The organism is Pectinatus cerevisiiphilus (assembly GCF_004341685.1).
GTDB classification, from domain to species: domain Bacteria; phylum Bacillota; class Negativicutes; order Selenomonadales; family Selenomonadaceae; genus Pectinatus; species Pectinatus cerevisiiphilus.
In genome coordinates this window covers 107,354-133,967 of sequence record NZ_SMAA01000004.1, presented here as the reverse complement: position 1 = coordinate 133,967, position 26,614 = coordinate 107,354, and the positions used below count along the sequence as shown (strand labels likewise).

The following is a 26,614-nucleotide window of genomic DNA, read 5'->3' as shown; positions in this document are numbered from 1 at the left end:
AAAAGTTAGTCACCCCAATCAACAATTTGCCACCAGTTGTTTTTTTATAGATTTTAGTTGTCCTATAACACTGCCGTCGATAAGCCTGTCACCTGATTTTATAATCACACCGCCTATTATAGAAGGATCTATATTAGCTTTCAGCTGTATGGTTTTTTCAGTAATGCTTTCCAATTTTTGCAGTAGGGAAGTTCTTTGCGTGTCTGTTAAAGCAAAAGCTGTTTTAACATAAACAATTTGAATACCTAGAGCTTTATTGGAAAGGGCATGAAAATCAGCGATAATCTCCGAAAGCAGTGATATGCGGTGTTTATCAATTAGTAAAAGTATAAAATTACAAACCGGCGCATCAAAATCATCAGCTAATATTTTAGACATAAGATTTTTTTTCACTTGCAGATCAATTTGTGGATTATCCATAAAGGCTTTTAGTTCACGACTGTCCTCAAATAAATTACTGATTTGAGTCAACTGTGCACCATGCTGGGGCAACCGGTTTTCTTCCTGCGACAATTCGAACATAGCTGCAGCGTATTTTTTTGCTAATTGAATATTTAACATGATAAGCCACCCAGCTTATCCTTATCAAGCTTTTCTATAAAGTCACCAACTAATTTTTGATTAACATCATTATTCATATTAGCCGCGATGATTTTACTGGCTGCTGCCATGGACACAGACACAACTTCACCCTTTAACTGCATAGCAGCACGTGTACGTTCACGCGCGAGATCTTCTTTAGCCTTTTGGCGCATTTGTTCAATTTCCTGCTTAGTTTGGGCGAGAGAAGCATCGTATTCCTGTTGGGCACGTTTCATAGCCTTATCAACGATCTCTTGGGCTTTGACACGGGCTTCAGCAAGTTGCTTCTGATATTCATCTAATGTTTGCTTAGCTTTCTTTTCATCATTTTCTGCTGCTTCTATAGAAGACGCAATTTTTTCTTTACGTTCATGGAGCAGTTTCATGATGGGCTTATAGGCGAATATTTTAAGAAGAATGACCAATACAATGAAATTGATAAGCTGCGCTAAAAGCGTTCCATCAATATTTATCAACTTACTGTCCTCCTTTTATTGTAAACTGTAATAACGTTTAAAATCAGAGAACTTTTGCAGCACTTAAGATAATGAAACAAACAACAAGGGCAATAATAGGCATTGCTTCAACAAGACCAACGGAGATGAGTGTGTTGACAAATAAAGTATTTTTAGCTTCGGGTTGACGGGAAATACCTTCAATAAGTCTGCCGGTTACGAGACCATCACCGATAGCTGCACCAAATGCTGCTAAACCTAGCATTATGCCCACTCCTAATAAAGCTGCTGCTGTTGCAATTGAATTTTCCATTAAAAAATCCTCCTCAGGGTTGTTAATATAATAATTATGCCATTATGGCACTTAAACAAATTTTACTCATTCTCATCACTAACGCCATCAGCAAGATATGACATTGAAAGCATCGTAAAAACAAATGCCTGTACTACACCAACAAAGACGCAGAAAGCAAGCCATACCACACCTGGTATTATTTCAGCAAAAATATTTGGTAAAAGCTTAGGAAGAATATGGATTAATAATTCTCCTGCCACAATGTTACCAAATAGACGAAAGGAAAGTGTTATTGGTTTTGCTATTTCTTCAATCAATTTGATTATTACAAAAGGAGCAAATGGTTCAAAGAAATGTTTTATATACTTAGTTCCTTTGTAATATAGACCTAATACATGGAGCATGACTACTACCAAAAGCGCTAAACCCAAATTGGTATTCAGAGTATTGGTAGGCGATGACATACCCGGGATAAGTCCCCACCAATTGGAGATAAGTAAAAATAGAAACAGGGAAATTAGAAATGGGGCAAACAAAGCGCCTCGTTTTCCCATATTAGCGTTGATCTGGGAATTGAGACCTGTTATGACCATTTCAAATATGTTTTGTAGTCCGGCTGGCACCAATTTCAAATTGCGCGTCGCGACTATAGACAGAATAACAACGACAGCCATGACCATCCATGTCATTTCTAATGTTTCTAGATTAAAAGATAGACCGAATAACATGAGTTCATGAGCCGCACTTTCAGGCATAAAATCACTCCCTACATTGGATTTTTAAATAAACCTCTATAAATAACTTCCCAAACGGGCGAAGTTTTATAGCCTAATGAATTTTTTCTTGGTAAGAAAAAATTATCAAATTAATAAATACTATTATATGCATAATAAAAAAACCTGCAATAAACGCAATAAAAAAATCTTTAGCGAACTTTATGATGAGCAGGGAAAATAATATAAGGAATATAATACGCAACACCATACCGGTTTGGGCACTGCGTTTAGCAGCAGATGGTGAAAGCAGCATTGATTTTTTTATACGTGTTGCAAGCATGAAAACGTAATACATTGCTGTAAAATAACCACAGATGACAGCCGCAAGTAAATAAATCTGATTATTGAGAAGCAGCTGGATAGCAATGAGCAACGTAATTATAAAAGTTGCTATTGCAATTGAGCGGCCACGTATAGTCGCAAATTTGCGCATATGTAACCTGCCTTTCAGCGAATATTTAGGGGAAAGCAACTGCTATAAATATAGCATATAATTATTTCTATAACAAGGGATTTTAGCAGTATCAAAAATCTGTGCCGGAAAAGGGCATTGGGATGAAAAATATGGAAATACATATATAAAAATAATGTTTTTATTGATCATCAATATTAAGAAAATAATAATAATACACAGAGACATGTAAGAGTAGAAAATAAAGCAGAAGTTCACCTTGCTCTTCGACAAGTTCGCCCTGTGCGTCAGAGAAGAGGCGGCTTGAATCGCCAATAAGGGAAAATATAGTACAGATACAAGCGAAAATAAATAATTTTACGGGAAATAAACGCCGCACAATTATTTTTTTCCAGGGCGTAGTAAAAATAACCCCAATTAAAACGATAACGAGCATTATGCCAATAACTGTATTTATCATTGTATGATGCGGAAATTGTTCCATCGGTATGAAAATAGGTCCGTCAGGTCCCATCCCTATGGGGAAAAAACAGCGCCCCCAGTTTACTTCTCTGCCCGCGAGCAATAAAAAGGCACCGCTGGCAGTAAGTTGGAAGAGATGCTTTTTTTTATAAAACCAGTACAGGTTTAATAGCATCGCAATTAGCAAAATGACTACTTGGGAATTTTCTAACGGCCCATTTTCCCATCCCAGAGGGGTTGGCAGGATGAAGGATAGTGGTAAAACTAATATCAAAAATAATAATTCAAACGATTCTATGAAAAAAACTAGAGACCGGTGGGGAATGTTTTTGGTATTAATAATTGTAATCTCCTTACTGAAATAATAAATAAATTAAGCAGTTAATATATTGTAAACGAATGTTTACCTTTTTTCAAGTAGAAACTAAATACTATAAGTTCACTATATCACATTTTGTTATGAAATATAATATGATGAATGACTAATACATATAATACTATTAAAAATAAAAAGTAAATAAAAATTAATTTGCTGTAATGATGGTGCGTACAGGAAAGGGAATGTTTATATTTTCTTCACGATATCTTTTGGTCAATGCCTTTATAACTTCATGCTTAATTATGTATTGGTTTAAAAATATGTTAGATTTCATATTTATATTGAAGTTAATGCTGGAGTCAGCAAACTCAAAAAAGCGCACAAACGGTTCAAAATCTACTTTTCCTTCTACTTTCAATAAAACATTACGGGCAACTTCCAGACTGACTTTTTCAACTAAATCAAGATCGCTGTCATAGCTGACACCAACCGTAAGGGAGATATCAATTTCTTGCTGGGGCATATTGTAATTAATTATGGTAGAGGAAGCTATCTCCTTATTAGGGACGATTATTATATTATTGGCTGGTGATTGGATTTTAGTAAAACGCCATGTTATATCGACAACCTGACCAATGTAGCCATTACCAAGCTTTACAAAATCATATACTTGAAGTTGTTTCGATAAAATGATGTGGAGACCGGAAAATATGTTGGAAAGTGTATCTTGGAGACCAAGAGCAACAGCCATACCACCAACACCTAATGCAGTAAGAAATGGTGTGACGGATATACCAAGATATTGCAAGATAATAATTACGCCGGCTGAATATATGATAAAAGAAATGATATTGCTGAGAAGGGAAGTCGCCTTAGTGGTGTCCTCTGCGCGTGCTATATGCAGGGCAATCATTCCCGATACGGTACGGGCAAGAACGCGGGTAATGGAAAAGATGATGACGGCATATAGCAGAGATGATAATAAATCTATTATAGTGGTATTAAGGACTTTGATGGAATGGATAGTCCAATATAAACCTACCCCGGAACACCAGGCAACTGGCAGATCCTTTACCGCATGGGCAAAAATATAAGGAAGGGTATGCTGCTCCAGATGCTCCTGTAATTTTTTATTAATGAAGGTATTTATTATTTTACCTATTATCAATGCGGCAACTTGAATAAAGAATGGGACAATCAACAAATCTAGCCAAGAGTGCCAATCACCAAGGCTTGAAAGTATATTCATTTTATTTCCTCCGGTATTAAATAAAATAAAATAATGCATTGCGGTGATGTATTGATAATACCGATGCAAAAGTCTATAATAAGTCAATTTACATTAACTTTATAATGTATTATACTATAACATGTAAAAGAATGATAATAAAGGTCTCTTTTTCGGGATTTGAATAATAATAGAGGAGTATCACGATGGCAGAAGGCAAAATAATCAAAAAAGGCAAGCGTATTCAATTTAGACAGGCTGAAGAAGATGACATGGATTATATAATGGAAGTGGAATATAGGCCGGAAAATGCGAAATATGTTATTCCTTATACAAGGGATGTACATATGACTACGTTGAATACCAAGGCAGCTATCCATATTATTATAGAAACTATTGATACACGAAAAAAAGTAGGCTTCCTAATGATAGCAGGACTGGATAATCCTTCCAAGGAAATTGAGTTTACACGGATTATTCTTGATGAAAAAGGTAAGGGGTATGGACATGAAACATTGCAGATGCTTGAATCATGGGCATTTGATGATTTAAAGTTTCATAGGGCATGGCTCGATTGCAAGGATTATAATGCGCGTGCGCTGCATGTGTATGAATCGGAAGGGCTTGTACGTGAAGGCCTTATACGGGAAACCATACTGACTGACGGCGTGTATGAAAATCTAATAATATTAGGAATACTGGACAGAGAGTACTTTGCACGTAAAGAAACAAAAAAGTAAAAACTTTATGAGGACAGAATGATGAGCTTTTATTTTTAGTCTTTCTTTATAAAATGAATGTAAATGCAGGATTTCTTCAACATTACGGAGAAATTCTGCATTTGTTTTTTTAGAATTATTCTTATTGGTTAAAGATATGAAATATATATTGATAATGTTACTGTAATATTATATAGTAATACATATGTAGGCTTTTTAGTTTTAGGAGGAATATTTAATGTTTGGAATGGCTAGGGATATCGGTATCGATTTAGGCACAGCCAATGTTTTAATATATGTCAAAGGCAAAGGGATTGTTTTGCGTGAACCGTCAGTAGTGGCGGTGGACAGGGATACTAACCGCATATTAGAAATAGGCGAAGCTGCTAAGAAAATGATTGGACGCACACCGGGGAATATTGTAGCAATAAGACCGATGCGTGACGGCGTTATTGCCGATTATGATATAACGGAAAAAATGATCCAGTATTTTATTGAAAAGGTTGCAGGCCATAGTTTTCTTACAAAGCCGCGCATTATGATATGTGTGCCTTCGAAGGTGACTACGGTGGAAAAAAGAGCTGTTAATCAGGCTGCTAAACAGGCAGGCGCTTCTGAATCTTTTCTGATTGAAGAACCAATGGCTGCTGCTTTGGGAGTGGGAATAGATATTTCTGAACCACAGGGAGTCATGGTAATAGATATAGGCGGCGGTACTACAGATGTCGCTGTTATAAGTTTGGGCGGAGTCGTTGTCAGTGAATCATTGCGCGTCGCTGGTGATAAGTTTGATGAAGCTATTGTAAAATACATAAAAACCAACCATAATATCATGATTGGCGAAAGAACTTCGGAAAATATAAAAATGAATGTGGGAACGGCAATAAAGGGTGAACGTAATGTGAAAATGGAGTTCCGCGGCAGAGATTTACTTAGCGGTTTGCCGAAAACCATTGAACTGACATCCGATGAAATAGCCGGTGCTCTTGAAGACTCAGTCAATGCAATTGTACGGTGTGTCAAAAAGACTTTAGAGGATACACCTCCAGAACTTGCCGCTGACATAATGGATCATGGCATTGTAATGACTGGCGGAGGAGCAATGCTGCATGGACTAGATAAACTAATTCAAAAGGAAACGGAAATTCCTACATATTTAGCTGATGATCCTTTGTCATGTGTGGCAATAGGGACAGGAAGAGCTTTGGAATGGGTAGATAAACTTGGCAGAAGAGGCAAAAACGGTAAAAATGCGCAAAGACATGAATGAATTGTTACATAACACAAGTATTTATTAAATAAGAATCGCAGCTATAAAAAAGGATAGGGAAAAAGTTTAGCGAATAAAATATATAATATATTTTCACTACATGTAATATATTTTTATTTTTTAGGATGAATTGCTGATACCCTTTGTATTTAAACTAGGAGTGATGATATGCTGCGTGGCTTGTATACGGCTGCCTCGGGAATGATAACCGAACAAATACGTACAGATACAATAGCTAATAATCTGGCAAACGTTAATACCAATGGTTATAAAAAAGATGAACTGATAAGCGAAGAATTTGAGTCGGTTCTTTTGCATCGCATTAATGACGGAGAAACACCCCAAAATAATATATCGGCCTTGCAAAATATTGACACGGCGCGAAATTATCTTTTAAGAGGAACTGTCGCTGCTGATGGTGGCAGCGGAGCACCTGCCATTGGGACTTTAGGACGCGGCGCAAAAGTCGCAGAAGTCGCTGTGATACGTGACCAGGGGGCACTTGAAAACACTGGCAACAAATTGGATCTTGCAATTACAGGTGACGGGTATTTTGCGATAAACACACCGCAGGGAGTCCGGTATACGCGTGATGGTAATTTTTACCGTTCCGCAGCAGGACAATTGGTGACTGCAAATAATCAAGCTGTTTTAAACACTACAGGAGGAGTAATAAATATTCCACCTGATACGGCTGATATCAATATTGGTACCGATGGAACGGTAAACGCTGGCGGGCAAAACCTTGGACAGATAGAGTTGGCAGGATTTGCAGATCGAGGCGCTTTACTCAAAGAAGGCAATAATTTATATCGTCCGCAAAATGGGGCTCAACCGCAGCGGGCTGCTGGTTCTGTCCAACAAGGCTGGCTTGAAAGATCTAATGTCAACGTAGCAAAAGAAATGGTTGAGCTTATTAATAACTATAGAACATACGAAGCTGACTCTAAGGCGCTTGTTACACAAGATTCTTTGCTGGACAAGGCTGTCAATGATGTTGGCAGGGTTTCATAGAGGATTTGTATTGAAATGGAAACATTGAAGGGAGTCTTACGGCTATGATGAGAGCACTTTGGACTGCTGCTACAGGAATGACTACACAGCAGCAGAATATGGATGTTATTTCCAATAATTTAGCTAATGTGAATACAACAGGGTATAAAAAACAGCGTGCTGAGTTTCAGGATTTGATATATCAGACATTGCGCCAGCCAGGGGCAACAAGCGGACCAGATACGATTTATCCGGCAGCAATGCAGGCGGGGCATGGTGCACGTTTATCTGCTACAAATAGAATTTTTACGCAGGGCAGCTATCAAGCCACGGGCAATCCAACCGACATGGTAATTGATGGTGATGGTTTTTTTCAGGTAACGATGCCGGATGGCACTATTGGTTATACCCGTGATGGTTCATTTAAACTAGATGAAACCCGTAGATTGGTGACCTCCGATGGATATCCGTTAGAACCGGAAATTACTATTCCTGAAGATGCACCGGCAGATTCAATTACAATTGGTTCAGATGGTACTGTTTCTGCTACACCGGCGGGACAGGATACACCGGAAGAAGTAGGGCAGATAACTTTAGCGAGATTTGTAAATCCGGCAGGGCTTTCGGCACAGGGAAAAAATATCTTTTATCAGACCAATGCTTCAGGGGATGCAATAGTTGGCAATCCTGGGGAGGATGGAGCTGGTACAATAACACAGGGATATCTTGAAATGTCGAATGTGCAGGTAGCTGATGAAATGGTTAACATGATCGTTGCCCAGCGTGCTTATGAATCAAATTCAAAAGCAATTACTACCTGTGATTCAATGTTGGAAATTGCTAATGGACTTAAACGATAAATAGGATATTTATAATGAGAAGAAATATTGTTATTGCGATAACATGTGTCCTTTTTTCTTTTCCGGCTTTAGCATATGCTGCGTCACCAGCATGGGTAACTGTGCATGACACGGGACTAATATGGGGCGAAGATATTTTGCTGGGGTCGATTGCGGATATTAGCTGTGCTGATGGGCAGCGGTTGCAAGAACTTATAAATATGAAACTGGGAAATATTCTTAAACCAGGTGGCGTAAAAACACTTACGGCGTATGTATTGAAAATGAAAATACAGTCATCTGGAGTAGATAGTAGTAATATAACATGGTCGATACCTGATAATATAACAATTACAAGAGCTTCACAAACAGTGCCTTCAACACAAATAAATGCTGCGGCCCAAGCTGAAATGGAGCAAGCTGTAAAAGCAAGCGGTGAGCAAAGGGACTGGACTATTGAGTTGCTGACCGGAGCTGCTGACATGGTAATACCACCGGGAGAACTGAAAATGGAAACTGAATTGCCCTATGGTATAAAATATACTGTGCCAACTGTGGTATATGTCCATTTTAATGTAAAGGGAAAAGATGCAGGGCGGGCTGTTTGCAGATTTCAATTGCACACCTTTGATAATGTTGTCGTAGCAGCCAGAGCGGTAAGGGCAAACACTGTTTTAACAGCAGACGATGTACGTATTGAAAAAAAAGAAATCAGTTCTGTAACGGCGTATTATATGACTGATATAAATAAGGCAATAGGGCAGATATCGCGGTATCCGCTTAAGCCGGGTGACATTCTTAAAGAAAGTTTACTAGTGAGCCCTGTTATAGTGAAAAGGGGCGCTCCTGTACACATTATGGTCAAAACAAATGGATTGACTGTTCAGACAGATGGAGTGGCGATGACTGACGGTAGTAAGGACGAGGTCATCAGAGTGAAAAATTCAACAACTGGTGTCATAGTGAGTGGACAGGTAATTGATGAAAATACTGTTGCAATTCAAATGGATAGTTAAGATATATTGATTGCAGGTGATATAATGAAAATGAAACATGCCATATACATAATGCTTTTTTTGTTTGGGGCAGTTGTTTTTCCACATTCGTTGGCCAGTGCTCAATCATTATGGGCTGATTCCCAAAATAATTATTCTATGAGCTTGTTCGCTGACCGTAAAGCACATAACATAGGCGATATTTTGACTGTGATTATAAGCGAATCATCATCTACAAGTGCAACGAAGTCTATGAGTAATGGAAAGACGGCAAATAATTCATTGAATGCAGGTGCGGGGATATTTAGTTTTCTGGCGCAGGCTAGTGCAGGACAGTCGGACAGTTTTAAAGCTGATGGTTCGGCAAAAGATACAAATACTGTTAATGGCAAGATCACCGTAACTGTAGTTGATGTACAACCAAACGGCAATATGGTAGTAGAAGGAACGCAATCTATATGGCAGAATAAGGATGAGCACAAGATCACTTTACGTGGTACGGTGCGGCAAGATGATGTGGCTTATGATAACACGGTTCCCTCTTATCTGGTAGCTGATGCTACACTTAAATTTGACGGGAAAGGACCTCTCAATGCGAAACAGAGACAAGGAATTCTGTCACAAATATTTAATGTACTCTTTTGATGTGATAATGAAGAGGGAGAGCAAATGCTGAAGTTATTAAAATATGCGAGTTGTCTGGCAGTACTTTTATTTACTTTGGTTTCAATGAATTGTGTTTTTGCCGCTGATGTTTCGGCGACGAGAATTAAAGATATCGCCAAAGTGGATGGTGTACGGTCCAATCAGCTGGTAGGCTATGGATTGGTAGTAGGACTTCAAGGAACAGGCGACAGCAATAAAACGATAGAGACATTAAATTCTGTAGCAAATATGCTTAAAAATTTTGGTGTAAATATTGATAGTAGTAATACTGCCTTAAAGACAAAAAATGTGGCAGCTGTAATGGTGACGGCGACATTGCCGGCATTTGCCCATGCGGGCGACAATATCGATTTTACGACGTCGTCAATGGGGGATGCAAAGAGCTTGGCCGGCGGGGTTCTTTTACAGACGCCGCTGCGCGCAGGAAATGGGCAGGTCTATGCTGTAGCACAAGGTCCTATTGCTACCGGTGGTTATTCGGCAGCTGGGCGTAGTAAAAATATAACCACTGTTGGTATATCCAGTGGTGGTGCCATTGTAGAACAGACTGTGGAAGATACACTGGGAACAAATGGTAATATTTCATTTTCATTAAATAATTCCGATTTTTCGACGGCAGCACGTATTGCTGATGCGATAAATGCAAACTATGGTGGTATTGCATCAGCTGTTGATCCAGGTAGAGTAGATGTAAATGTACCGGCTGGCTATCGAAATAATATTGTGGGATTTGTTTCTAACATTGAAAATTTACCAATTATCCCCGATTCACCAGCCAAGGTAGTTGTCAATGAACGCACAGGCACCATCGTTATGGGTGGTAATGTGAGCGTTGATGAAGTGGCTATTGCGCAGGGCGGGTTGAGTATAAACATTGATAAAACAACTAATGTTTACCAACCGGCACCGTATAGTTTGGGCAGTACTATTGTGACAAGGAATAACAACACAAGAGTAAAAGAAGAAAAGGCAAATACTGTTGTCCTTGGCGCAACGGCTAATGTAAATGATGTAGTAGGGGCACTGAATGCTGTTGGTGCTACACCGAGAGATATTATTGCTATTTTGCAGGCCATGAAAACATCAGGGGCTTTACATGCAGAATTGCAGGTTATTTGAGGAATTTGAAATGGAAGGAATAAATCTTGTAACAGCATCACCCGCACTAGAACAGGCACAGCAGGTACAGGCAACAAAACAGATTAAAGAATCAGGAGAAAATCTGGAAAGGGCAGCCAAGGTTTCTAATACAGCTAAAGGTGATGCTAAGTTAAAAGATGCATGTGTACAGTTTGAAGCAATGTTCCTTGATTTGATGTATAAGGAAATGCGTAAAACTGTACCGGCGGATTCGCTGTTAGGCGATTCTAACGCGGATAATATTCTACGTGCGATGCATGATACTGAGATGACCAAAAATTTAGCTCAAGCTGGTGGTGTAGGATTGGGCGATATGCTTTATCGTCAGATAAAGCAGCAGGACTTCAAACCACCACTGTCTGAAGTAAAGGCATATAAAAAATAAACGGTTGATACTTAGAGAGGCTATTGCAAAATATATATTTGTAGGCTGTTGATTTATTTTCAGCTGCAGATCAATGTATTTTGCAATGGACTCTTTTAATTTTATTCATCAAAAGAGGTATAGTTCAGTGAAAAAAATTTTGAACAGAGTATTTAGTATTGTAGTATTTCTTTTCTTTATATTTCAATCCATGACATTTGCGGCGAGTAGTCCAATAAATATGACGCAAGCCCGCTCAGGCATTTCTCAGGACAATGTGCGCATTGTCTTGCAATTTGATACAATGCCGGTATATCAGGCAACGGTTGATTCATCAGGAAAAAATATCAATGTGGATTTTTCGGGTGTGGATGCTTCAAAGGTACAAAATAGTATAAATGTTGACGGCGATGTGGTACAATCTGTAAATATCACCAATATACAGTCTGGATGCAGGGTTACGATTGCTTTAAATCAGACGGTACCATATAATGTGAATGTTTTACAGAATCCAGCGAGAGTATTTATTGATGTAAAAAGATATTATGAACACACATTGAAACATAATGTGGAAGATGGCTTAGATTATATTACTTATGATCGATATAATGAAAATGGACTTCTGAAAGCATATGCCCTTGATATAGATCCTACTAAGTTTGAACTTATCCCTGTACTTGGCGGAGGAAGAACACTGGGAAAAAGTACAGTCTCAAGTATGGTTCGTTATTATAATGCTGAAGCCGGAGTAAATGCTTCTTATTTTGGGGGGCAAAAAGAAGTATATGGGTTGACGAAAATTGATGGAACTGTTGCAACTACCACTTATTTGCCACGGACAGCGTTTGGTACGGATAATACGGGAAAAGCAATAATTGGACTGGTGAATTATAATGGAACAGTGCATACTAAAAACGGCGATTATCCAATTAGTGGAGTTAATTGTGACCGCAGTGCCGATACAATAGTCGAATATAATTCTTTTTACGGAGATAGTACGGGCACTAATGAATATGGGATAGAATACGTTGTTCAAGATAATAAAATTGTGCAGATAAATACCAATAACTCCGCTTTAAAAGACGGGCAAACTGTAATTTCAGCGCATGGAACAATGCAGGATGCATTGAAGGGATTAAAAGTAGGCGATGAAATGACTATTAATGAAGATCTTGGCGATATATGGAAAAATTCTCTTCAGATTGTAGGCGTGGGACCGCGTCTTGTACAAAACGGACAGGTTAATATAACATCTGATGCAGAACAAATAGGTTCAGATGTAACATGGGGCATGTCACCGCGCACTGCTGCGGCAATAAAGGCTGACGGACATGTTTTGCTAATGGTGGTTGATGGACGGCAAGAACAGGTTGATGGACTTACATTAAATGGGTTTGCCCAATTGTTAATAAAATTTGGTGCAGTCGATGCGGTTAATTTTGATGGGGGCGGTTCTTCTGAAATGGTAGTAGGAAATCAAGTCGTGAATAATCCATCAGATGGTAATGAAAGACTGGTCGGTGTTTCATTGGCAGTAGTAAAGAAAAGTTAAAAAAATATTTATTATAAAGTAAAAATATTCTTCTTGCTATTAAAAAAGGCTAATGTATAATGAGTAGAGAAGATTGCTAGAGAAAGGATGTGTTTCTTTTTTATTCTGCTGAAGGAGAGAATTTAGGACGGGTTTTGCCAGCAGTTTAACCGATAAAGCTTAGTATTTTAGAAAAAAGATTCGATATACAAAGTGAAATGTATTTTCGGCAGGTAATATATGCAAAACATATTAACTCCAGCAGATTTTATAAACATATTATTCGTTAAGGAGAGCGATAGAAATGAAAAAAAATATATTAATTGTATTCTTTATAGGAATATGTGCTTTGGCAGGAATTTACCATATGGCGGAAGCCCAAGCTGTAATTGACCAGAAATCAGTTTTGTCGGGAACTGTGTCATGGACAGCACAGCCTGGAATTGCAGTAAATGAAGGCGCAGCTTTGGTGAAAATAACCACAATGACAGGAGAAACAGCAGCGAGCAGGGCATCTGCCAATGGAACAGTAAGTGAGATATTGGTTAATCCTGGGGAAGAAATATCCGTAGGGCAGGTAGTGGCTCGAATTACGGCTGAATGATAATAGCTATTTGCCTTGAAATTGAATTATTATGGATATTGAAAGGTAGTATGGGGAACATAGAAAAATTTATTTAACGAGGATATATATTTAAATCCATTAATTTTGAGGTGAATTTTTTGCAAAAAATCGAGAAAATTTTTTTTGCGTTATTGTTTTTAGGTATTCTGACATTGCCGGTGAAAAGTATGGCTATGGTGCCGATTATGACGACACAGCAATTGCAACCGGGAATGATAGGGACAGCTAAAACTGTAGTACAGGGAAGTGACATAGAAAGCTTTAATGTAAAAATAATAGGCGTAGAAGATAATGGGAAAGGCTCATCTAAGCAGATCATGGCAGAAGCTTATGGGCCAATGATGGATGATACTAAGGGCGTCATACACGGAATGAGCGGCAGCCCAGTTTATGTGGATGGTTATTTAATAGGGGCAGTTGCCCGTGGTATAGGCAGTGATACAAATCCGCGGGTGTTTTATATTACACCGGTAGAGAATATGCTTCAGCTTTGGGATCTGCCCGATCCAAAAGCTGACAATGGCACGATTCAGCAAGTGCAGATAAATACGCTTGACCAAAAGAAACAGATTGCGCAGGACGAGGCTAAATTAGATGAGCTGTTTAAAAAGGGAAAAACTCCAGTCCCAGGAATTAAAGATAAAAAAGCAACAACTGCATCTGATACCAAGGCTGCCCAACCAAAAGATGTAAAATCACAATTTGTAGATACGACTGGCTGGAAAAAAGTATACGGTTCAGAAGACCAAAAAGATGATGGAAATGCTGCAGTATCATTAGCTGTTAATGGGTTTTACGGAGCAGGCATGGATTTCTTAAAAAAGGAACTTTTGCCGTTTAACATGTACCCTTATGCTGTTAGTATGGGAACTGCAGTGTCTTCCGGGTCAGACAGTCTTGTCGGACAGGCAAACGTAAGCCCTGGCAGTTCTGTTGGGGTAGCATTGACTTACGGAGATTTTTCTGTAGGTGCAGTGGGAACCATTACAGCAGTGGACAATAATCGTGTTCTGGCTTTTGGACATCCGTTCACCTATCGGGGAAATGTAAATTATTTTATGACAGATGCAGATATTGTCGGTACAGCAGATGGTCTGGTGAACGGACAGAAAGTATCTTCGTTTGGTAAAATAATTGGTCGTATAAACCAGGACCGCTATTCAGGAGTCAGCGGTATATTGGGCAAATATCCATCAGTAGTGCCTATGAAGGTTACTGTTGATGATAAGCAAAATGGGAAAAAAGCAGTGTTTGCCACAAATATTGCTTATGATGAAGAATTGCTGCCTAATTTGGCAGCTAGTATTGCTTATGCATCTTTAGACCGTACAATAGACAGTCTCAGTTCTGGTACAGCAGATGTTAAGGTAGGGATAAGGACAAATGCTGTCAATACAGGAGAAGTCGATAGAAGCAATATGTATTATAATGGCACTGATGTCGGCCAGTTTGCCGTTTCTGAATTAGGACAGTTGTTAAATATTATTTGTACTGATACTAATAAGCAGTATGATATTACAGGTATTAATGTCGATTTGTCGTTTAATGAAAACCGTAAGACAGCGTCTATCATCAGTGTAACTCCTGATAGAACTGAAGCCCATCCCGGTGAAGTTGTCAATTTAAAAGTTATTTTGCAACCATATCGAGGCTCTCAGGAACAAGTGCTCATTCCATATACTGTGCCGCAGAATCAAGGTACTGGCAGCATGACACTGGAAGTCAGGGGCGGTGGTCTTATTCCGGTGGTATTATCTCCTTTACAGGGATTAGATATGACACCAGAGGAAGATAAGACGTTATCAGCGGCTGATAAAATAAATGGTTTATTGCAGACAGATAAAAATAATGAAATCGTTGTAGCGGCAGCAGTTCCTGAGATAACAAATGAAAAGGAACAGCAAAAGGCTATAGATGATGCCATGGAAAAACAAAAACAAATGGAAAAAAATGGCCAGTTGGGAAAAAAGGATGCTGCACCTAGAGAAGTAAAGGCAGCAACGGGATATATTATTGATAATGTAGTGCGTATAAACCTGAATATAAAAAAATAAAGTGGTGTACTAAAAAAAAAATAGTAAATTAGTATTTACTATTTTTTTTATTATTGTTAAAATCATTTAATAGAATGTTTATTTAGCATGGGAAATAATGTGCTGGGTATTTTGCTCGAAATATAAAATCTTGCTAAGTCTGTGCAAATAGCAATAATTATGAAACTAGGCGAAGCGTAGTGTACTTGATGGATTGATTTAGGAGAAAATGGACTAATAAAATCTAGGGAGGATGGTGGTAATATGTTTATACTGGAAGCTGTCGGTTCTTTTGTCCTAAGAATTCTCGAGACATGGGGCGGCTTCATTATATTACTTTTCCAGACATTGAAGCAATGTAAACGGATACCACGGATGCGGTATGTTTTACAACAGATGGCTCATTTGGGTGTCGATACATTACCAATAGTTATGCTGACGATGCTTTTTACAGGAATGGTTGTGACCTTACAGACAGTCACAGAATTTATAAAATTTGGAGCACAGTCTACTATTGGTGGAGTGGTGACAATCGCCGTAGGCAGGGAATTGGGGCCTGTGCTAGTGGGAGTAGTGGCTGCTGGCCGGGTGGGAGCTGCTATAACGGCCGAATTAAGCACGATGAAAGTAACAGAACAAATAGATGCATTGGAAGTAATGGCAACAAATCCCATCAGGTATTTAGTTGTGCCGCGGCTTATTGCGTGCATGGTGATGTTACCACTGCTTGTCGTTTTTGGTGATGTCATTGGTTCCTTCGGCGGTTGGGTGATAGCAAATTATTATGACGTGTCGTCCTTTATGTACATGCAGTCAATTAATTCATTTGTTGTGATACATGATTTTACAGGTGGACTCATAAAAGCTGTGGTTTTTGGTAGTATTATTGCCATTATAGGTTGTTATTACGGACTAAATGCAGGTAATGGAGCCGAGGGGGTTGGTAAAGCGGCTACTAAATCGGTCGTTGATGCGATTATGGCCATTTTCTTTTTTAATTGTTTTTTGTCATTGCTTTTGTATAGATGAGGTATCTGCATGTTGATAAAACTGATAGATGTAAATAAGTCATTTAAAGATTATAAGGTATTGAAAAATATAAATTTGTCCATAAACAAGGGGGAAACGCTTGCTATCATCGGTGCTAGTGGTTCAGGCAAGAGTACATTGTTAAAACTCATGATAGGATTAGAAAGACCCAGCAGCGGGCAAGTATGGATAAAAAATGAAGATATAGCAAAATTGAACGAAGAAGAATTGGATAAGGTCAGATTGAATATGGGGATGGTATTTCAGTATTCAGCACTTTTTGATTCTATGACTGTCGCTGATAATGTGGCATTCGGTTTAAGGGAACACAGTTCATTGACAGAAGCTGAAATCGGTCATATAGTTGAGGAGAAACTTAACACAGTCGGGTTAAAAGATTTTGCCAATTATATGCCCAATGAGTTATCGGGTGGCATGAAGAAACGAGTCAGTCTGGCGAGAGCGATAGCTTTTGAACCAGAAATAATATTGTATGATGAACCTACATCTGGACTTGATCCAGTTATGGCGGGAAAGATAGATAAGCTTATAAAATATACACAAGAGAAGATGCATGTAACTTCAGTGGTTGTTACACATGACATGGATAGTGCCTATTATATTGCCGATCGTATTGCGATGATCTATGAAGGTGAGATAATAGCGCTGGAGGATGCACATGCTATAAAAACTTCTTCGGATAAAAGGGTACAGGAATTTATAAATGGTGGGCGAATAATATAATGATTACTATTATTTTATTTACAACGGAGGCGATGATATGACGACAGAAGCTAAGGTGGGATTGTTTACAATGCTGGCGCTGGCTTTAGCACTGGTTATTGTGGTGCAATTAGGACACATTAGTTTTGGTGAGGCGCCCCGTTATAAAATAACGGCTTCATTTAAATATGTTGATGGTTTAAAGCCAGGGGCACTAGTGCGATATGCCGGAGTCGATATTGGGAATGTGCGCACAGTTACTACTGATGGATCAGGGGCAAATGTTGTTTTAGAAATAAAAAATGACATAAAAGTACCGAAAAAATCTACGGTAACAATATCTAGTGATGGTTTGATGGGAGAAAAATTTGTTAATATATATTCCGATGGAACAGGCGGCGACGATTATTTAGCTGCTGGGGATACTGTACAGGGGACAGAGGAACGCAATATAACTTCACTGATGGCTTCAGTTTCTGATACATTGGATAAAGTTGATAAAATGGTTACTTCAGTCAATACTGTAATAGGAAATCCGCAGGTACAGGATTCTCTGATCGAATCAGCAGTTAACTTGAAGAATATTACGGGTAATATTGACCAGGCTACTGCTGTAATAGCCCGCATGGCGGGAAATAATGAAGGGAATGTTAACGAGATAGTACATAATATGGTACTACTCACTGCTAGTATGCAGCGTACATCCTCTAGTGTAGAGACTATGGTCAAATTAAATGGTGACGGCCAAGTGACGGATAATGTCCGTACGGCAGCTTCTAATCTGGCAAGTACAAGTACAAGAATAGAAAATATGGCAGCTAATCTTGAACCTGTCATAGCAGACCCACAGACTGCTGAAGATCTTCGCAGTGTTTTGCATAATGCAAATGCAGTTTCGAAAAAAGCCGACAATATGATGACAAAGATAAGTTCAATAAAGACAAAGGTCGGCGTTGATGCTTTATATAGCGGGAAAAAGTCAGATATGATGCTGAATGCTGATTTAAAAATATATAATAATCCTAATGATTTTTTATTAATAGGAGGAGATGATATAGGCGGTGATGATCCTGCTACAAATTTACAGGTAGGTTCCGGTAATAATTTTTTTTCGGGACGCATAGGCCTCTTCGATAATAAAGCCGGAATAGGGATTGATACATATAGCGGTCCTTGGCGGTTTTCCGTGGATGCATATGATATGGATGACATTCGGGTGAAATTCCGGGGACAGTATAGACTGGCACCTGATACTTATTTGCTGGGGCAAGTCAATGATGTTAACAGCAAAGCTGACAGGACGACCTATTTGGGTATACGCAGAGAATTTTAAAAATATATTTGAGTACAGATGTTTGGCATTTAGGAGGAATTATTTTGGCAAAAAGTAAAAACAAATGGGTTAAAAATTTAACTGCGTTAGTTTTAAGCGGAATGATGACAATATCGTTGAGTGGGACAGTTTTTGCCCGCAGTATGTCATTACAGGAAAGTATTACAGAAGCTTTGAATAACAATCATAGTATAAAGCAAGAAGAAGCAGATTTGGAAAATGCAAAGGCTGTTTTAGGAGAAGCACAAGGGCAAACTGGTGTTACCCTGAAATGGGAAGGTTCTGCCAGCAAACTCGGTGGGCACTATTATGATGATACGAATATAGACCATTCATATGGTAATGATATAACGGCCAGCATACCAATATATACTGGTGGGCAACTGGAAAATAATATAAAAAGTGCTAAAATAGGTGTTCAAATAGGTGAACTTAATTTACAAAATGAACAACTAGGTATAGAATTACAGACGTTACAAGGATATTATGATATCCTGAATTACCAAAATATAAAAGAAGTCGATGAAGACACTGTCGCCCAGTATAATGAACATTTGAAAATGGCAAATGCTAAATATGGCGCAGGTGTAGTGCCGAAAGTCGATTTACTGGAAGCCCAGGTTAACCTGGCTAATGCCCAGCAGGATCTTGTAACGGCAGATAATAATTTGCAGGTGGCTATGACCAGTTTTAATAAGATCATAGGGCAGGATTTGATGACTGATGTTGAACCAAGTGATAATTATTTGACAGATACAAATTTTTCTAAGACAATGGAAGAATGTATGGATATAGCACTTAAGAACAGACCTGACGGTGTAGCAGCACAAAAGTCTGTAGAACAAGCTGAGGCAGAAATTGCAGCAGCAAAAGCTGGTAATAAACCGCAAGTATCAGTGGTAGCGGAAAAAAGCATAGCAGGTAATAGTATGCTGGATAATGACCAGAGCGATAAAAAATCGGTCGGCGTACAAGCCAGTTGGAATATTTTTGATAATAATGTCACCCATTCCCAAGTAAAACAAGCTGAAGCTGCACTGGCAAAAGCGCAGCAGGCACAAGCTGATATGGATGACCAAATCCGTCTAGACGTACGGCAGGCTTATTTATCAATGGAAGCAGCCCGTACAAACATTGAAACGACAAAAACAGCAGTCGATCAGGCAGTTGAAAACAATAGAATTGCTGATGTTCGTTATCAGGCTGGTGTAGGTACTAACAGTGATAGACTGGACGCTATAACTTTATATACGAGCGCACGGATGAATTACAATCAGGCATTGTATAATTTCACTATTAGTAAAGCAGCATTATATAAAGCAATGGGAATTTCGGCACAATTAGTGGCACAGGATGTTCCTACACCTGTTGCTCCAACTGGTGACGAAACCAACGAAACTAATACTAATGCTAATCCTAATGCGTCTACAGATAATGCACAGGAAGTTCCCACCTCAACTGTCGCTTCTGGAGATGAATCTGATGCTACTACCGCTAATTCCGGTTCAGAAGAAAATAATTCTTCCGGACTTAATGTATTAGATCGTGCATCAGGGGCAAATCAGTAAAATTTTTTAGTTTAAAAAAGTTTAACAAGGGGAGACTTATAAATGAAGAAGCTGCAAAAAAAAATTACGATAATTGTATTTTCATTTATCGTTATATTACTTGCGGCTTCTTTTTTTTATATGAGCCGATTAGATATTTTTATGAAATCTGCTGCCCAGACAGTCAGTGATACTCTGACGCAAACTATACATACTAAGGTGGAAATAGAAAATTTAACAGTACTTTCCTGGTCTAGCATAAAAGCAGACGGGATAACTATTTATGATAAAAATGGGGATAAAATAATATCTTCTGATGCAGCAACAGTGAAGTTTAAACCACTATCAATTATTACTGGTGATGTGGCGACAAGCATTGCTTCTGTGAGTGTAGATAAACCTACAGTGAATATAAAAAAAAGAGAAGACGGCACATGGAATTATGCCGATATCTTTACTGATAATACAAACAAAAGCACCTTTACAGGACAAGTGACGGCAGAAAATGGTACAGTGGATATTACTGTAGACGATAAGACAATCACGCTTACAAAAGTGAATATTGATGCTGATATGGCAGACAGTCCTAAAACACATATAAAGGCAGATTTCATGCAGCAGAATACGCCAATTTCACTTTCTGGTGACATTGAAAATGAGGAAAAACATTTTAGTATAAAAGCGGATAAAATCAATATTGCGGATTATACATATCTAATACCGGCTGATGTATTGCCACAGAATATTGTTATAAATAGTGGTACGATAGAGAACGTTAATGCGGTGCTTGACTTAGATGGAGAAAATTTAACAGCTTTGCAGGGCAAGGCTGATATAAATGATGCTTCATGCCGGATTATGGATACAAATGTTGATAACATTAACAGCCAAATTGTTTTCAATAAGGATTTTTTGACAGTTTTTGCTAAGGCTGCAATAAAGGGGCAGACAATAGATGTACACGGGAAGGTATCATTTGCTGCTGATCCTGAATTGTCATTAGTAGCACATTCAGATGCGATAAACCCCAAAAATATATTTGCCAATATACCGTTTGATGGAGATACGGCCTTTTCCGCAAATATAACGGGAACGGTTGCCAACCCCATTGTTTCAGCAGATTTATCAGCAAAAAAGGCAAGTTTTTATGGATATACTTTTAATAACGCGAAAGTAAAGGGAAACTTTGAAAATGATGTATTATATATAGAACAGGCTTCACTTGATTTTGCTGGTGGGAAAGTTCAGGCTGATGGAATATTTAAGATAGAAGATAAATCATATGAAGGCCATGCTATTGTAAAAGATGTAAATTGTGATGCCTTGCAGGAATATCTGCCAGGATTATCGGGCCGCATTTCGGCGAATGCTGTCTTTAAAGGAGATACTACTGGTGTTGACAGTATAGAAGGATATGCCTCAGCCTCTCTCCGAGGGGGCCTTTATGATGGTATAGCAATAAATAAGGCAGATGTTTCTTTGTCAAAAACAGGGAAGCATATAGATGTAGGCGCGCTGACGGTAGCGCTCGATGGGGATGGTGTCGTTTCCGCAGCGGGGACTGTTGATGATAAAGTACTTAATCTCGAATTTTATGGGTCCAATGTGAATTTGGCATTATTCCAGAAGTATTTGACAGTACCTGCCGATGGTTCAGCGGCTTTTTATGGACACTTGCAGGGGAATATGGATAATCCGTATTTAAAATTGGAATTGGGGGCAAAGGATGGACAGATCATGAACCAGCCTTATCATAATCTGCGTCTTTCTGCTGTCGGTAATATGGATGGTGTATGGATAAAGAAACTGGTATTTAGAAATGATGCCAATGAAGTTGTGCATAGTGCGCAGGGAATCGTGGGATTTAAGGGAGACCATCAAATCGACTTGACGGTAAATACGAAAAATGCGCGGATAGAAGATATTGCTTCTGTGCTTTTACCGGGACAACCAATAACAGGAAATATTGATAATACACTGCATTTGACAGGGTCACTTAGCAATATGAACGTGTCAGGGCATGTACTGCTTCATGAAGGCAGCTATCATGGAGTCTTGCTGACTTCAGCTGAGGGGGATTATACTTATAATGCTGCTACTGGTAATGTTACAGTGCAGAATTTAAATATAAAGTCACCGTTTGCTAACGTAGCAATCAATGGTGGTATATATGCTAATAACGTACTTAATTTTGATGTGGTAGTAGATGATATTGATTTGTCTAAAATGCCGTCTTATTTGCCTTATCCTATTGAAGGGCGGGCAAGTTTTGCGGGCCATGTCAGTGGAACTATCGATAATATAATTTTCTCGAGCAAATTAAAAGCGGATAAACTGATCTTTAACGGAGAAGCATTAACTGATGTTACAGGACAATGTAATTATCGAAATGGCATGTTTTCAATAAGTGATCTGCAATGGATGCAGGAAACTGGCAAAGTAGTTTTTAATGGCCAGATAAATGCTTCAAACGGTGCATTGGCTGGAAAATTAAAAGTAGATGGTGTAAAGGCCGAATCTTTAGCAGCAATGACCAACTTTAAAAATAATTATTTGACAGGTATATTTAATGGCGAAATGGATTTGAGCGGAGTTTTAAGTAATCCTAACGTACATTTATTGGGAACAATTGATGATGGATATTTAAAAAAATATCCGTTGAAAAAGATGTCTATAGATGCCTCTTATAATGATAATACTGTAGTTATTAATCAATTCTATGGAGAACAAAATAATGGGAAAGTCGCTGCGAAGGGAACATGGACTTTGAATGGACCGCTTAATGTGGTCTTTTCTGCCCAGGATATAGATGCTAGTTTATTTACCGGTCTCATGAATTATGATGCGGATGTTAAAGGCAGTGTGAATGCTTATGCACAGGTTACCGGAACAATGGAGAGTCCGCAGGCTAATGTTTCCTTTGAAGTTTCTAATGGTGGGATAGGCACAGCAACCTTTGATAAATTGACCGCCTTGTTTAATCTGGATAAGGGCGTTATTAATGTCAGCCAATTCTTAATAAATAAGGGACCTTATAGGGCTTCGGCAAGTGGGAAAATACCATTGACGGCTTTAAAAGCTAAACCGTGGGAAATGCTGACTAATTATGAACAGATTGATTTAAATGTATCGTTGGACAACGCCGATTTGAGTATCTTACCGCTTTTAACAAAACATGTAGACTGGGCTACCGGACCACTAAAAGGTAATGTAAAAATAAATGGAACATTGGCCCATCCGCTGTTTTCGGGTTATATTAAGATGGATAACGGTTCAATGAAAATTAAAGAATTAGGTAAACCAATACAAAATATGCAGATTGATGTTGCGTTTGATCGTGAACATATGAAGGTAAACACTTTTAGTGGTCAAATGGGTGATGGCACATATTCTCTGACTGGTGACACGTTGATAACGGGCGGCGGTTTAAAACAGTATAATTTTGCGTTTAATGCTGATAAACTTTTCATAGACAGTAGTTTCTATCGAGGACCGTTTAGTGCGCAATTTACTTTTAGTGAAGGTAAATTTTTTAATAGGGATATGCCAAAGCTGGCAGGGAGTATGAATATAGAAAAATCTACGATATCTTTCCCCGGTATTCCAGACAGCAGTACTTCTTTTCTACCTGAGATGCTGCTTGATGTCGGCATAAACGTCGGCAATAATGTACGTTTTTATAAATCAATGCTTTATGATATGGATATAGGTGGGAGCATCCATTTTGGCGGGACAACAGAACACCCGCTGCCGTCAGGCGAAATTAATGTACTGCGAGGCACTGTCGAATATCTGAGAACAGTCTTTAAGATAAGGGAAGGAAATGCTTATTTCAATCAGCTGGGATCATTCATGCCAAGTATAACTTTCAAGGGTGATGCGAATTTATCAAGAGTGAAAGTGAACTTGTCGATAGAAGGGCCGGTTGGTAATATGCAATTTTTACTTACTTCAGAACCACAGATGAGCCAAGAAGAAATTATAAAGCTTTTGACTTTTGGTAATGCTGATAGACAGGGAGACAGTGTTGACTCATCTGATTTGACGCAGTTGGCAACAGTTGGCTTGCAGATGGGATTTTTAAATGAAATCGAAAACTTTATGCGTTATACGTTACAACTTGACGAATTTAACATTGTAAGTGATACTATTTATAATGAAAACGAGCACAATGGGCAAAATAACTATGATGAAGTATATAGTATCGAAATTGGTAAATATATTTCAGATAAAATGATGCTTAAATACACGAACAGCATCAATTATGATGATCATAGGTTTGGTATCCAATATGATCTTAGTAAAAATATGAGCATACTTAATGAATGGGATAGCAGAGACGGATATAGGGTAACACTGGATGCGAATATTAAATTTTAAGGGAATAATATTACCAAACGTTAAAGATAAGGAGGCGGCTGACAATGGACATCGGTGATTATATGATTGAGGTAAAAAAAATAATACTGTTGGAACAAACAGAAGAAGAGCAGTGCTGGCAGCAATACAAAAAAGATGGCGATGAACAGGCACGCTGTAGAATCATAGAAGCTTATCAGCCGCTTGTCTTCAAATGCGTGCGTCCTTTTTGTAAAATGGATGCTGCAATGGATTTGGTGCAAGAGGGAACAGTGGGACTTATTGAGGCTGTAGAACGATATGACCCCGACAAGAATGTTGCGTTTTCATTATATGCAGTACATAGAATAAAAGGGCGGATTTTAAATTATTTAAATAAAGAATCGGCAAAGGATAAATACTGTAGTTTATACGATTTTTTTGATGATGTAGCAGCAATGGTCGATGATAAGGCCGATGTGCAAAATCAGGCAGAAAAAAATTTTTTGACGGGACAAGTACAAAAGATTATGTTGCGGTTGCCACCGAAAGAAAGAGCTGTTTTAGATGGTGTTTATTTAAAAGATAAGGCGCCGCAAGAATTGGCTAATAACATGCAGGTAAGTCTGTCCCATGTTTATCGGTTGCAGAAGATGGCGGTACATCGCCTGCGGGGAATGATGGCAAAGTTTATGCATCATTGGAATTAATGCTTGTTTGCAGATGATGTTAATTAATCCCATCAAGATTAAAAAATGGATAAAAATTGTATTAGAAATAGATGATTGACGATAAATCGATCATGACATAGAGCAAATATGTTATTTTACCTCATAAAAATTGGTTAAAATACGGATAAGGCTGAATAAAGGTAAATTTAACCTAAAATGGCATGCAGAATTAAATCCTTTAAATGGATATTAATAACAAACATAAGTGAGGAGGGCAGTTTCATGGCAAAAACAGACCGGATTATGATGGATCATGTAAGTGCAGCTAAGAAATGGCTGGGGAAAGCGGAAAATTCGTTAGAACATGATAATAACATCCGCAGCGATCTGCATATTATGCTGGCGGAAGCGGAATTGAGACGTGCTAGGGAAAAAATGGCTAATACAGCCAAACCTTTCTGGCTTAAATATATAGCTCCATTAATGATGAGTGTCCTTGTTTTTGCCGCAGGAGGGTTTTTTTTATTAAATGAACATAATCATTCCGCTAAGGCGATTACTGTTCCTCCAGTTGTTGTTTCAGCTGATAAGAAGATAGAAGAACATCCATTGGAACAAGAACAAACAAATACTCAGGAAAAAATAAGTCATAATGTCTCAACCAATGTAAATGAGGCAGCACAGCAGGAAGCTGAACCCAATTATGCAGCACAGCAATCTGTAGACCAACAAAAAGAAAAAGAAAGTTCACCAAAAGTTTATCAGAAGATATCTGACCCTAAGAGTGAAATTCAGGTTCCTTCGAAAGAGATGCAGCAGCTGATGCGAACGGCAAAGGACACTTTGCAAAAATAATAAGATCACTAATTTCAGGAGGTAATTTTTTTGAATAAAAAGAAGGGGCATTTATTAGCTTGTGCTTTGGCTGTAGCAGTAACTAATTTTACATTTGTTAAAGGCAACGTGGTTTATGCACAAGAAAATAATGGAGCTTATAATGCAATTGCTGACGAGAACATGGCAAATAGTCAGCAAATGATGATGCCAGATACAAGTATAGATGGAGGCCTTGTGGCAACAGACAGGCAGAATGCACCAACAGCCGCAGAAATAGGCGATAATAACACTACCACTAGTATAACAACAGACACACAGCAGTCTGCAGATACACAACAACCTGCAGAAACACAACAACCTGCAGAAACGCAGCAACCTGCAGATACACAACAACCTGCAGATACGCAGCAACCTGCAGAAACACAACAACCT

26 protein-coding genes (1 of these 26 only partly in view) are annotated in these 26,614 nt (G+C 38.5%); 19 read left to right on the top strand and 7 right to left on the bottom strand.

The window, feature by feature from the left end:
• Window positions 1-18 precede the first annotated feature (18 nt).
• The 7 genes from atpH to EDC37_RS03700 all read right to left on the bottom strand — a co-directional run bounded on the left by atpH (window position 19) and on the right by EDC37_RS03700 (window position 4,550).
• Window positions 19-561, bottom strand: a complete 543-nt coding sequence (gene atpH, locus EDC37_RS03730) for an ATP synthase F1 subunit delta (RefSeq protein WP_132548057.1) — start codon at window positions 559-561, stop codon at window positions 19-21.
• Window positions 555-1,058 (bottom strand): F0F1 ATP synthase subunit B, encoded by a 504-nt coding sequence (atpF, locus tag EDC37_RS03725; protein ID WP_132548055.1) that lies wholly within the window; start codon window positions 1,056-1,058, stop codon window positions 555-557. The genes atpH and atpF overlap by 7 nt, the downstream gene beginning before the upstream one ends.
• Before the next feature lie 43 nt (window positions 1,059-1,101).
• Complete coding sequence (gene atpE, locus EDC37_RS03720) at window positions 1,102-1,350, bottom strand: F0F1 ATP synthase subunit C (protein WP_132548053.1); 249 nt, start codon at window positions 1,348-1,350, stop codon at window positions 1,102-1,104.
• A 62-nt stretch (window positions 1,351-1,412) separates the two neighbouring features.
• Complete coding sequence (atpB, locus tag EDC37_RS03715) at window positions 1,413-2,087, bottom strand: F0F1 ATP synthase subunit A (protein ID WP_132548051.1); 675 nt, start codon at window positions 2,085-2,087, stop codon at window positions 1,413-1,415.
• Window positions 2,088-2,160: 73 nt separating this feature from the next.
• Window positions 2,161-2,541 carry an ATP synthase subunit I gene (locus tag EDC37_RS03710; RefSeq protein WP_132548049.1) on the bottom strand — a complete coding sequence of 127 codons (381 nt, stop codon included), beginning with the start codon at window positions 2,539-2,541 and terminating at the stop codon, window positions 2,161-2,163.
• A 160-nt stretch (window positions 2,542-2,701) separates the two neighbouring features.
• Window positions 2,702-3,256: a hypothetical protein gene (locus EDC37_RS03705; RefSeq protein ID WP_132548047.1), complete on the bottom strand. Its 555-nt coding sequence runs from the start codon at window positions 3,254-3,256 to the stop codon at window positions 2,702-2,704.
• A gap of 250 nt (window positions 3,257-3,506) precedes the next feature.
• A complete protein-coding gene (locus EDC37_RS03700) occupies window positions 3,507-4,550 on the bottom strand; it encodes a mechanosensitive ion channel family protein (RefSeq protein WP_132548045.1) in 1,044 nt (347 codons plus the stop codon).
• 185 nt (window positions 4,551-4,735) lie between these two features.
• Between EDC37_RS03700 and EDC37_RS03695 the strand changes: the two genes are divergently transcribed.
• The 19 genes from EDC37_RS03695 to EDC37_RS03605 form a co-directional block, all read left to right on the top strand.
• Window positions 4,736-5,269: a GNAT family N-acetyltransferase gene (locus tag EDC37_RS03695; RefSeq protein WP_132548043.1), complete on the top strand. Its 534-nt coding sequence runs from the start codon at window positions 4,736-4,738 to the stop codon at window positions 5,267-5,269.
• Between the two features lie 217 nt (window positions 5,270-5,486).
• Window positions 5,487-6,518, top strand: coding sequence for a rod shape-determining protein (gene mreB, locus EDC37_RS03690; protein ID WP_132548041.1), 1,032 nt, complete (start codon window positions 5,487-5,489; stop codon window positions 6,516-6,518).
• Window positions 6,519-6,686: 168 nt separating this feature from the next.
• On the top strand, window positions 6,687-7,532 hold the full coding sequence (locus EDC37_RS03685; protein WP_132548039.1) for a flagellar hook-basal body protein: 846 nt from the start codon (window positions 6,687-6,689) through the stop codon (window positions 7,530-7,532).
• A 44-nt stretch (window positions 7,533-7,576) separates the two neighbouring features.
• Entirely contained in the window at window positions 7,577-8,371 is a 795-nt protein-coding gene (gene flgG, locus EDC37_RS03680) for a flagellar basal-body rod protein FlgG (protein ID WP_132548037.1), read from the top strand.
• Between the two features lie 14 nt (window positions 8,372-8,385).
• On the top strand, window positions 8,386-9,366 hold the full coding sequence (flgA, locus tag EDC37_RS03675) for a flagellar basal body P-ring formation chaperone FlgA (protein WP_132548035.1): 981 nt from the start codon (window positions 8,386-8,388) through the stop codon (window positions 9,364-9,366).
• 51 nt (window positions 9,367-9,417) lie between these two features.
• Window positions 9,418-9,990, top strand: coding sequence for a flagellar basal body L-ring protein FlgH (locus EDC37_RS03670; protein ID WP_414153136.1), 573 nt, complete (start codon window positions 9,418-9,420; stop codon window positions 9,988-9,990).
• A 24-nt stretch (window positions 9,991-10,014) separates the two neighbouring features.
• Window positions 10,015-11,130 carry a flagellar basal body P-ring protein FlgI gene (locus EDC37_RS03665; protein WP_132548031.1) on the top strand — a complete coding sequence of 372 codons (1,116 nt, stop codon included), beginning with the start codon at window positions 10,015-10,017 and terminating at the stop codon, window positions 11,128-11,130.
• Window positions 11,131-11,140: 10 nt separating this feature from the next.
• Window positions 11,141-11,536 carry a rod-binding protein gene (locus tag EDC37_RS03660; RefSeq protein WP_165874444.1) on the top strand — a complete coding sequence of 132 codons (396 nt, stop codon included), beginning with the start codon at window positions 11,141-11,143 and terminating at the stop codon, window positions 11,534-11,536.
• 127 nt (window positions 11,537-11,663) lie between these two features.
• Complete coding sequence (locus EDC37_RS03655; protein WP_165874443.1) at window positions 11,664-13,067, top strand: phosphodiester glycosidase family protein; 1,404 nt, start codon at window positions 11,664-11,666, stop codon at window positions 13,065-13,067.
• A 283-nt stretch (window positions 13,068-13,350) separates the two neighbouring features.
• On the top strand, window positions 13,351-13,650 hold the full coding sequence (locus tag EDC37_RS03650; protein ID WP_132548025.1) for a biotin/lipoyl-containing protein: 300 nt from the start codon (window positions 13,351-13,353) through the stop codon (window positions 13,648-13,650).
• Between the two features lie 119 nt (window positions 13,651-13,769).
• On the top strand, window positions 13,770-15,725 hold the full coding sequence (locus EDC37_RS03645) for a SpoIVB peptidase S55 domain-containing protein (protein ID WP_231040064.1): 1,956 nt from the start codon (window positions 13,770-13,772) through the stop codon (window positions 15,723-15,725).
• Between the two features lie 243 nt (window positions 15,726-15,968).
• Window positions 15,969-16,733, top strand: a complete 765-nt coding sequence (locus tag EDC37_RS03640) for an MlaE family ABC transporter permease (RefSeq protein WP_132548023.1) — start codon at window positions 15,969-15,971, stop codon at window positions 16,731-16,733.
• A gap of 12 nt (window positions 16,734-16,745) precedes the next feature.
• Window positions 16,746-17,477, top strand: a complete 732-nt coding sequence (locus EDC37_RS03635; protein ID WP_132548169.1) for an ABC transporter ATP-binding protein — start codon at window positions 16,746-16,748, stop codon at window positions 17,475-17,477.
• Between the two features lie 37 nt (window positions 17,478-17,514).
• Window positions 17,515-18,789 (top strand): MlaD family protein, encoded by a 1,275-nt coding sequence (locus EDC37_RS03630; RefSeq protein WP_132548021.1) that lies wholly within the window; start codon window positions 17,515-17,517, stop codon window positions 18,787-18,789.
• Window positions 18,790-18,833: 44 nt separating this feature from the next.
• Window positions 18,834-20,357, top strand: a complete 1,524-nt coding sequence (locus tag EDC37_RS03625) for a TolC family protein (RefSeq protein ID WP_132548019.1) — start codon at window positions 18,834-18,836, stop codon at window positions 20,355-20,357.
• 42 nt (window positions 20,358-20,399) lie between these two features.
• Window positions 20,400-24,716: a translocation/assembly module TamB domain-containing protein gene (locus EDC37_RS03620; protein ID WP_132548017.1), complete on the top strand. Its 4,317-nt coding sequence runs from the start codon at window positions 20,400-20,402 to the stop codon at window positions 24,714-24,716.
• A 44-nt stretch (window positions 24,717-24,760) separates the two neighbouring features.
• Window positions 24,761-25,384: a sigma-70 family RNA polymerase sigma factor gene (locus tag EDC37_RS03615; protein ID WP_132548015.1), complete on the top strand. Its 624-nt coding sequence runs from the start codon at window positions 24,761-24,763 to the stop codon at window positions 25,382-25,384.
• 243 nt (window positions 25,385-25,627) lie between these two features.
• On the top strand, window positions 25,628-26,200 hold the full coding sequence (locus tag EDC37_RS03610; RefSeq protein WP_132548013.1) for a hypothetical protein: 573 nt from the start codon (window positions 25,628-25,630) through the stop codon (window positions 26,198-26,200).
• Between the two features lie 162 nt (window positions 26,201-26,362).
• Window positions 26,363-26,614 carry the beginning of a BamA/OMP85 family outer membrane protein gene (locus tag EDC37_RS03605; RefSeq protein ID WP_424449984.1) on the top strand. 2,118 nt of this gene lie beyond the right edge of the window, so the window shows 252 of its 2,370 coding nt (coding positions 1-252); its start codon is at window positions 26,363-26,365; its stop codon lies beyond the right edge, outside the window.

Excerpts from the sequence above, each read along its gene's own strand:
- EDC37_RS03610 (WP_132548013.1), top strand. The coding sequence starts at position 25,628 with ATGGCAAAAACAGACCGGATTATGATGGATCATGTAAGTGCAGCTAAG.
- flgG (WP_132548037.1), top strand. The coding sequence starts at position 7,577 with ATGATGAGAGCACTTTGGACTGCTGCTACAGGAATGACTACACAGCAG.
- EDC37_RS03630 (WP_132548021.1), top strand. The coding sequence starts at position 17,515 with ATGACGACAGAAGCTAAGGTGGGATTGTTTACAATGCTGGCGCTGGCT.
- EDC37_RS03640 (WP_132548023.1), top strand. The coding sequence starts at position 15,969 with ATGTTTATACTGGAAGCTGTCGGTTCTTTTGTCCTAAGAATTCTCGAG.
- flgA (WP_132548035.1), top strand. The coding sequence starts at position 8,386 with ATGAGAAGAAATATTGTTATTGCGATAACATGTGTCCTTTTTTCTTTT.
- atpE (WP_132548053.1), bottom strand. The coding sequence starts at position 1,350 with ATGGAAAATTCAATTGCAACAGCAGCAGCTTTATTAGGAGTGGGCATA.
- EDC37_RS03695 (WP_132548043.1), top strand. The coding sequence starts at position 4,736 with ATGGCAGAAGGCAAAATAATCAAAAAAGGCAAGCGTATTCAATTTAGA.
- EDC37_RS03615 (WP_132548015.1), top strand. The coding sequence starts at position 24,761 with ATGGACATCGGTGATTATATGATTGAGGTAAAAAAAATAATACTGTTG.
- EDC37_RS03665 (WP_132548031.1), top strand. The coding sequence starts at position 10,015 with ATGCTGAAGTTATTAAAATATGCGAGTTGTCTGGCAGTACTTTTATTT.
- EDC37_RS03660 (WP_165874444.1), top strand. The coding sequence starts at position 11,141 with ATGGAAGGAATAAATCTTGTAACAGCATCACCCGCACTAGAACAGGCA.
- atpB (WP_132548051.1), bottom strand. The coding sequence starts at position 2,087 with ATGCCTGAAAGTGCGGCTCATGAACTCATGTTATTCGGTCTATCTTTT.
- EDC37_RS03650 (WP_132548025.1), top strand. The coding sequence starts at position 13,351 with ATGAAAAAAAATATATTAATTGTATTCTTTATAGGAATATGTGCTTTG.
- EDC37_RS03670 (WP_414153136.1), top strand. The coding sequence starts at position 9,418 with ATGCTTTTTTTGTTTGGGGCAGTTGTTTTTCCACATTCGTTGGCCAGT.
- EDC37_RS03620 (WP_132548017.1), top strand. The coding sequence starts at position 20,400 with ATGAAGAAGCTGCAAAAAAAAATTACGATAATTGTATTTTCATTTATC.
- atpH (WP_132548057.1), bottom strand. The coding sequence starts at position 561 with ATGTTAAATATTCAATTAGCAAAAAAATACGCTGCAGCTATGTTCGAA.
- mreB (WP_132548041.1), top strand. The coding sequence starts at position 5,487 with ATGTTTGGAATGGCTAGGGATATCGGTATCGATTTAGGCACAGCCAAT.
- EDC37_RS03685 (WP_132548039.1), top strand. The coding sequence starts at position 6,687 with ATGCTGCGTGGCTTGTATACGGCTGCCTCGGGAATGATAACCGAACAA.
- EDC37_RS03700 (WP_132548045.1), bottom strand. The coding sequence starts at position 4,550 with ATGAATATACTTTCAAGCCTTGGTGATTGGCACTCTTGGCTAGATTTG.
- EDC37_RS03710 (WP_132548049.1), bottom strand. The coding sequence starts at position 2,541 with ATGCGCAAATTTGCGACTATACGTGGCCGCTCAATTGCAATAGCAACT.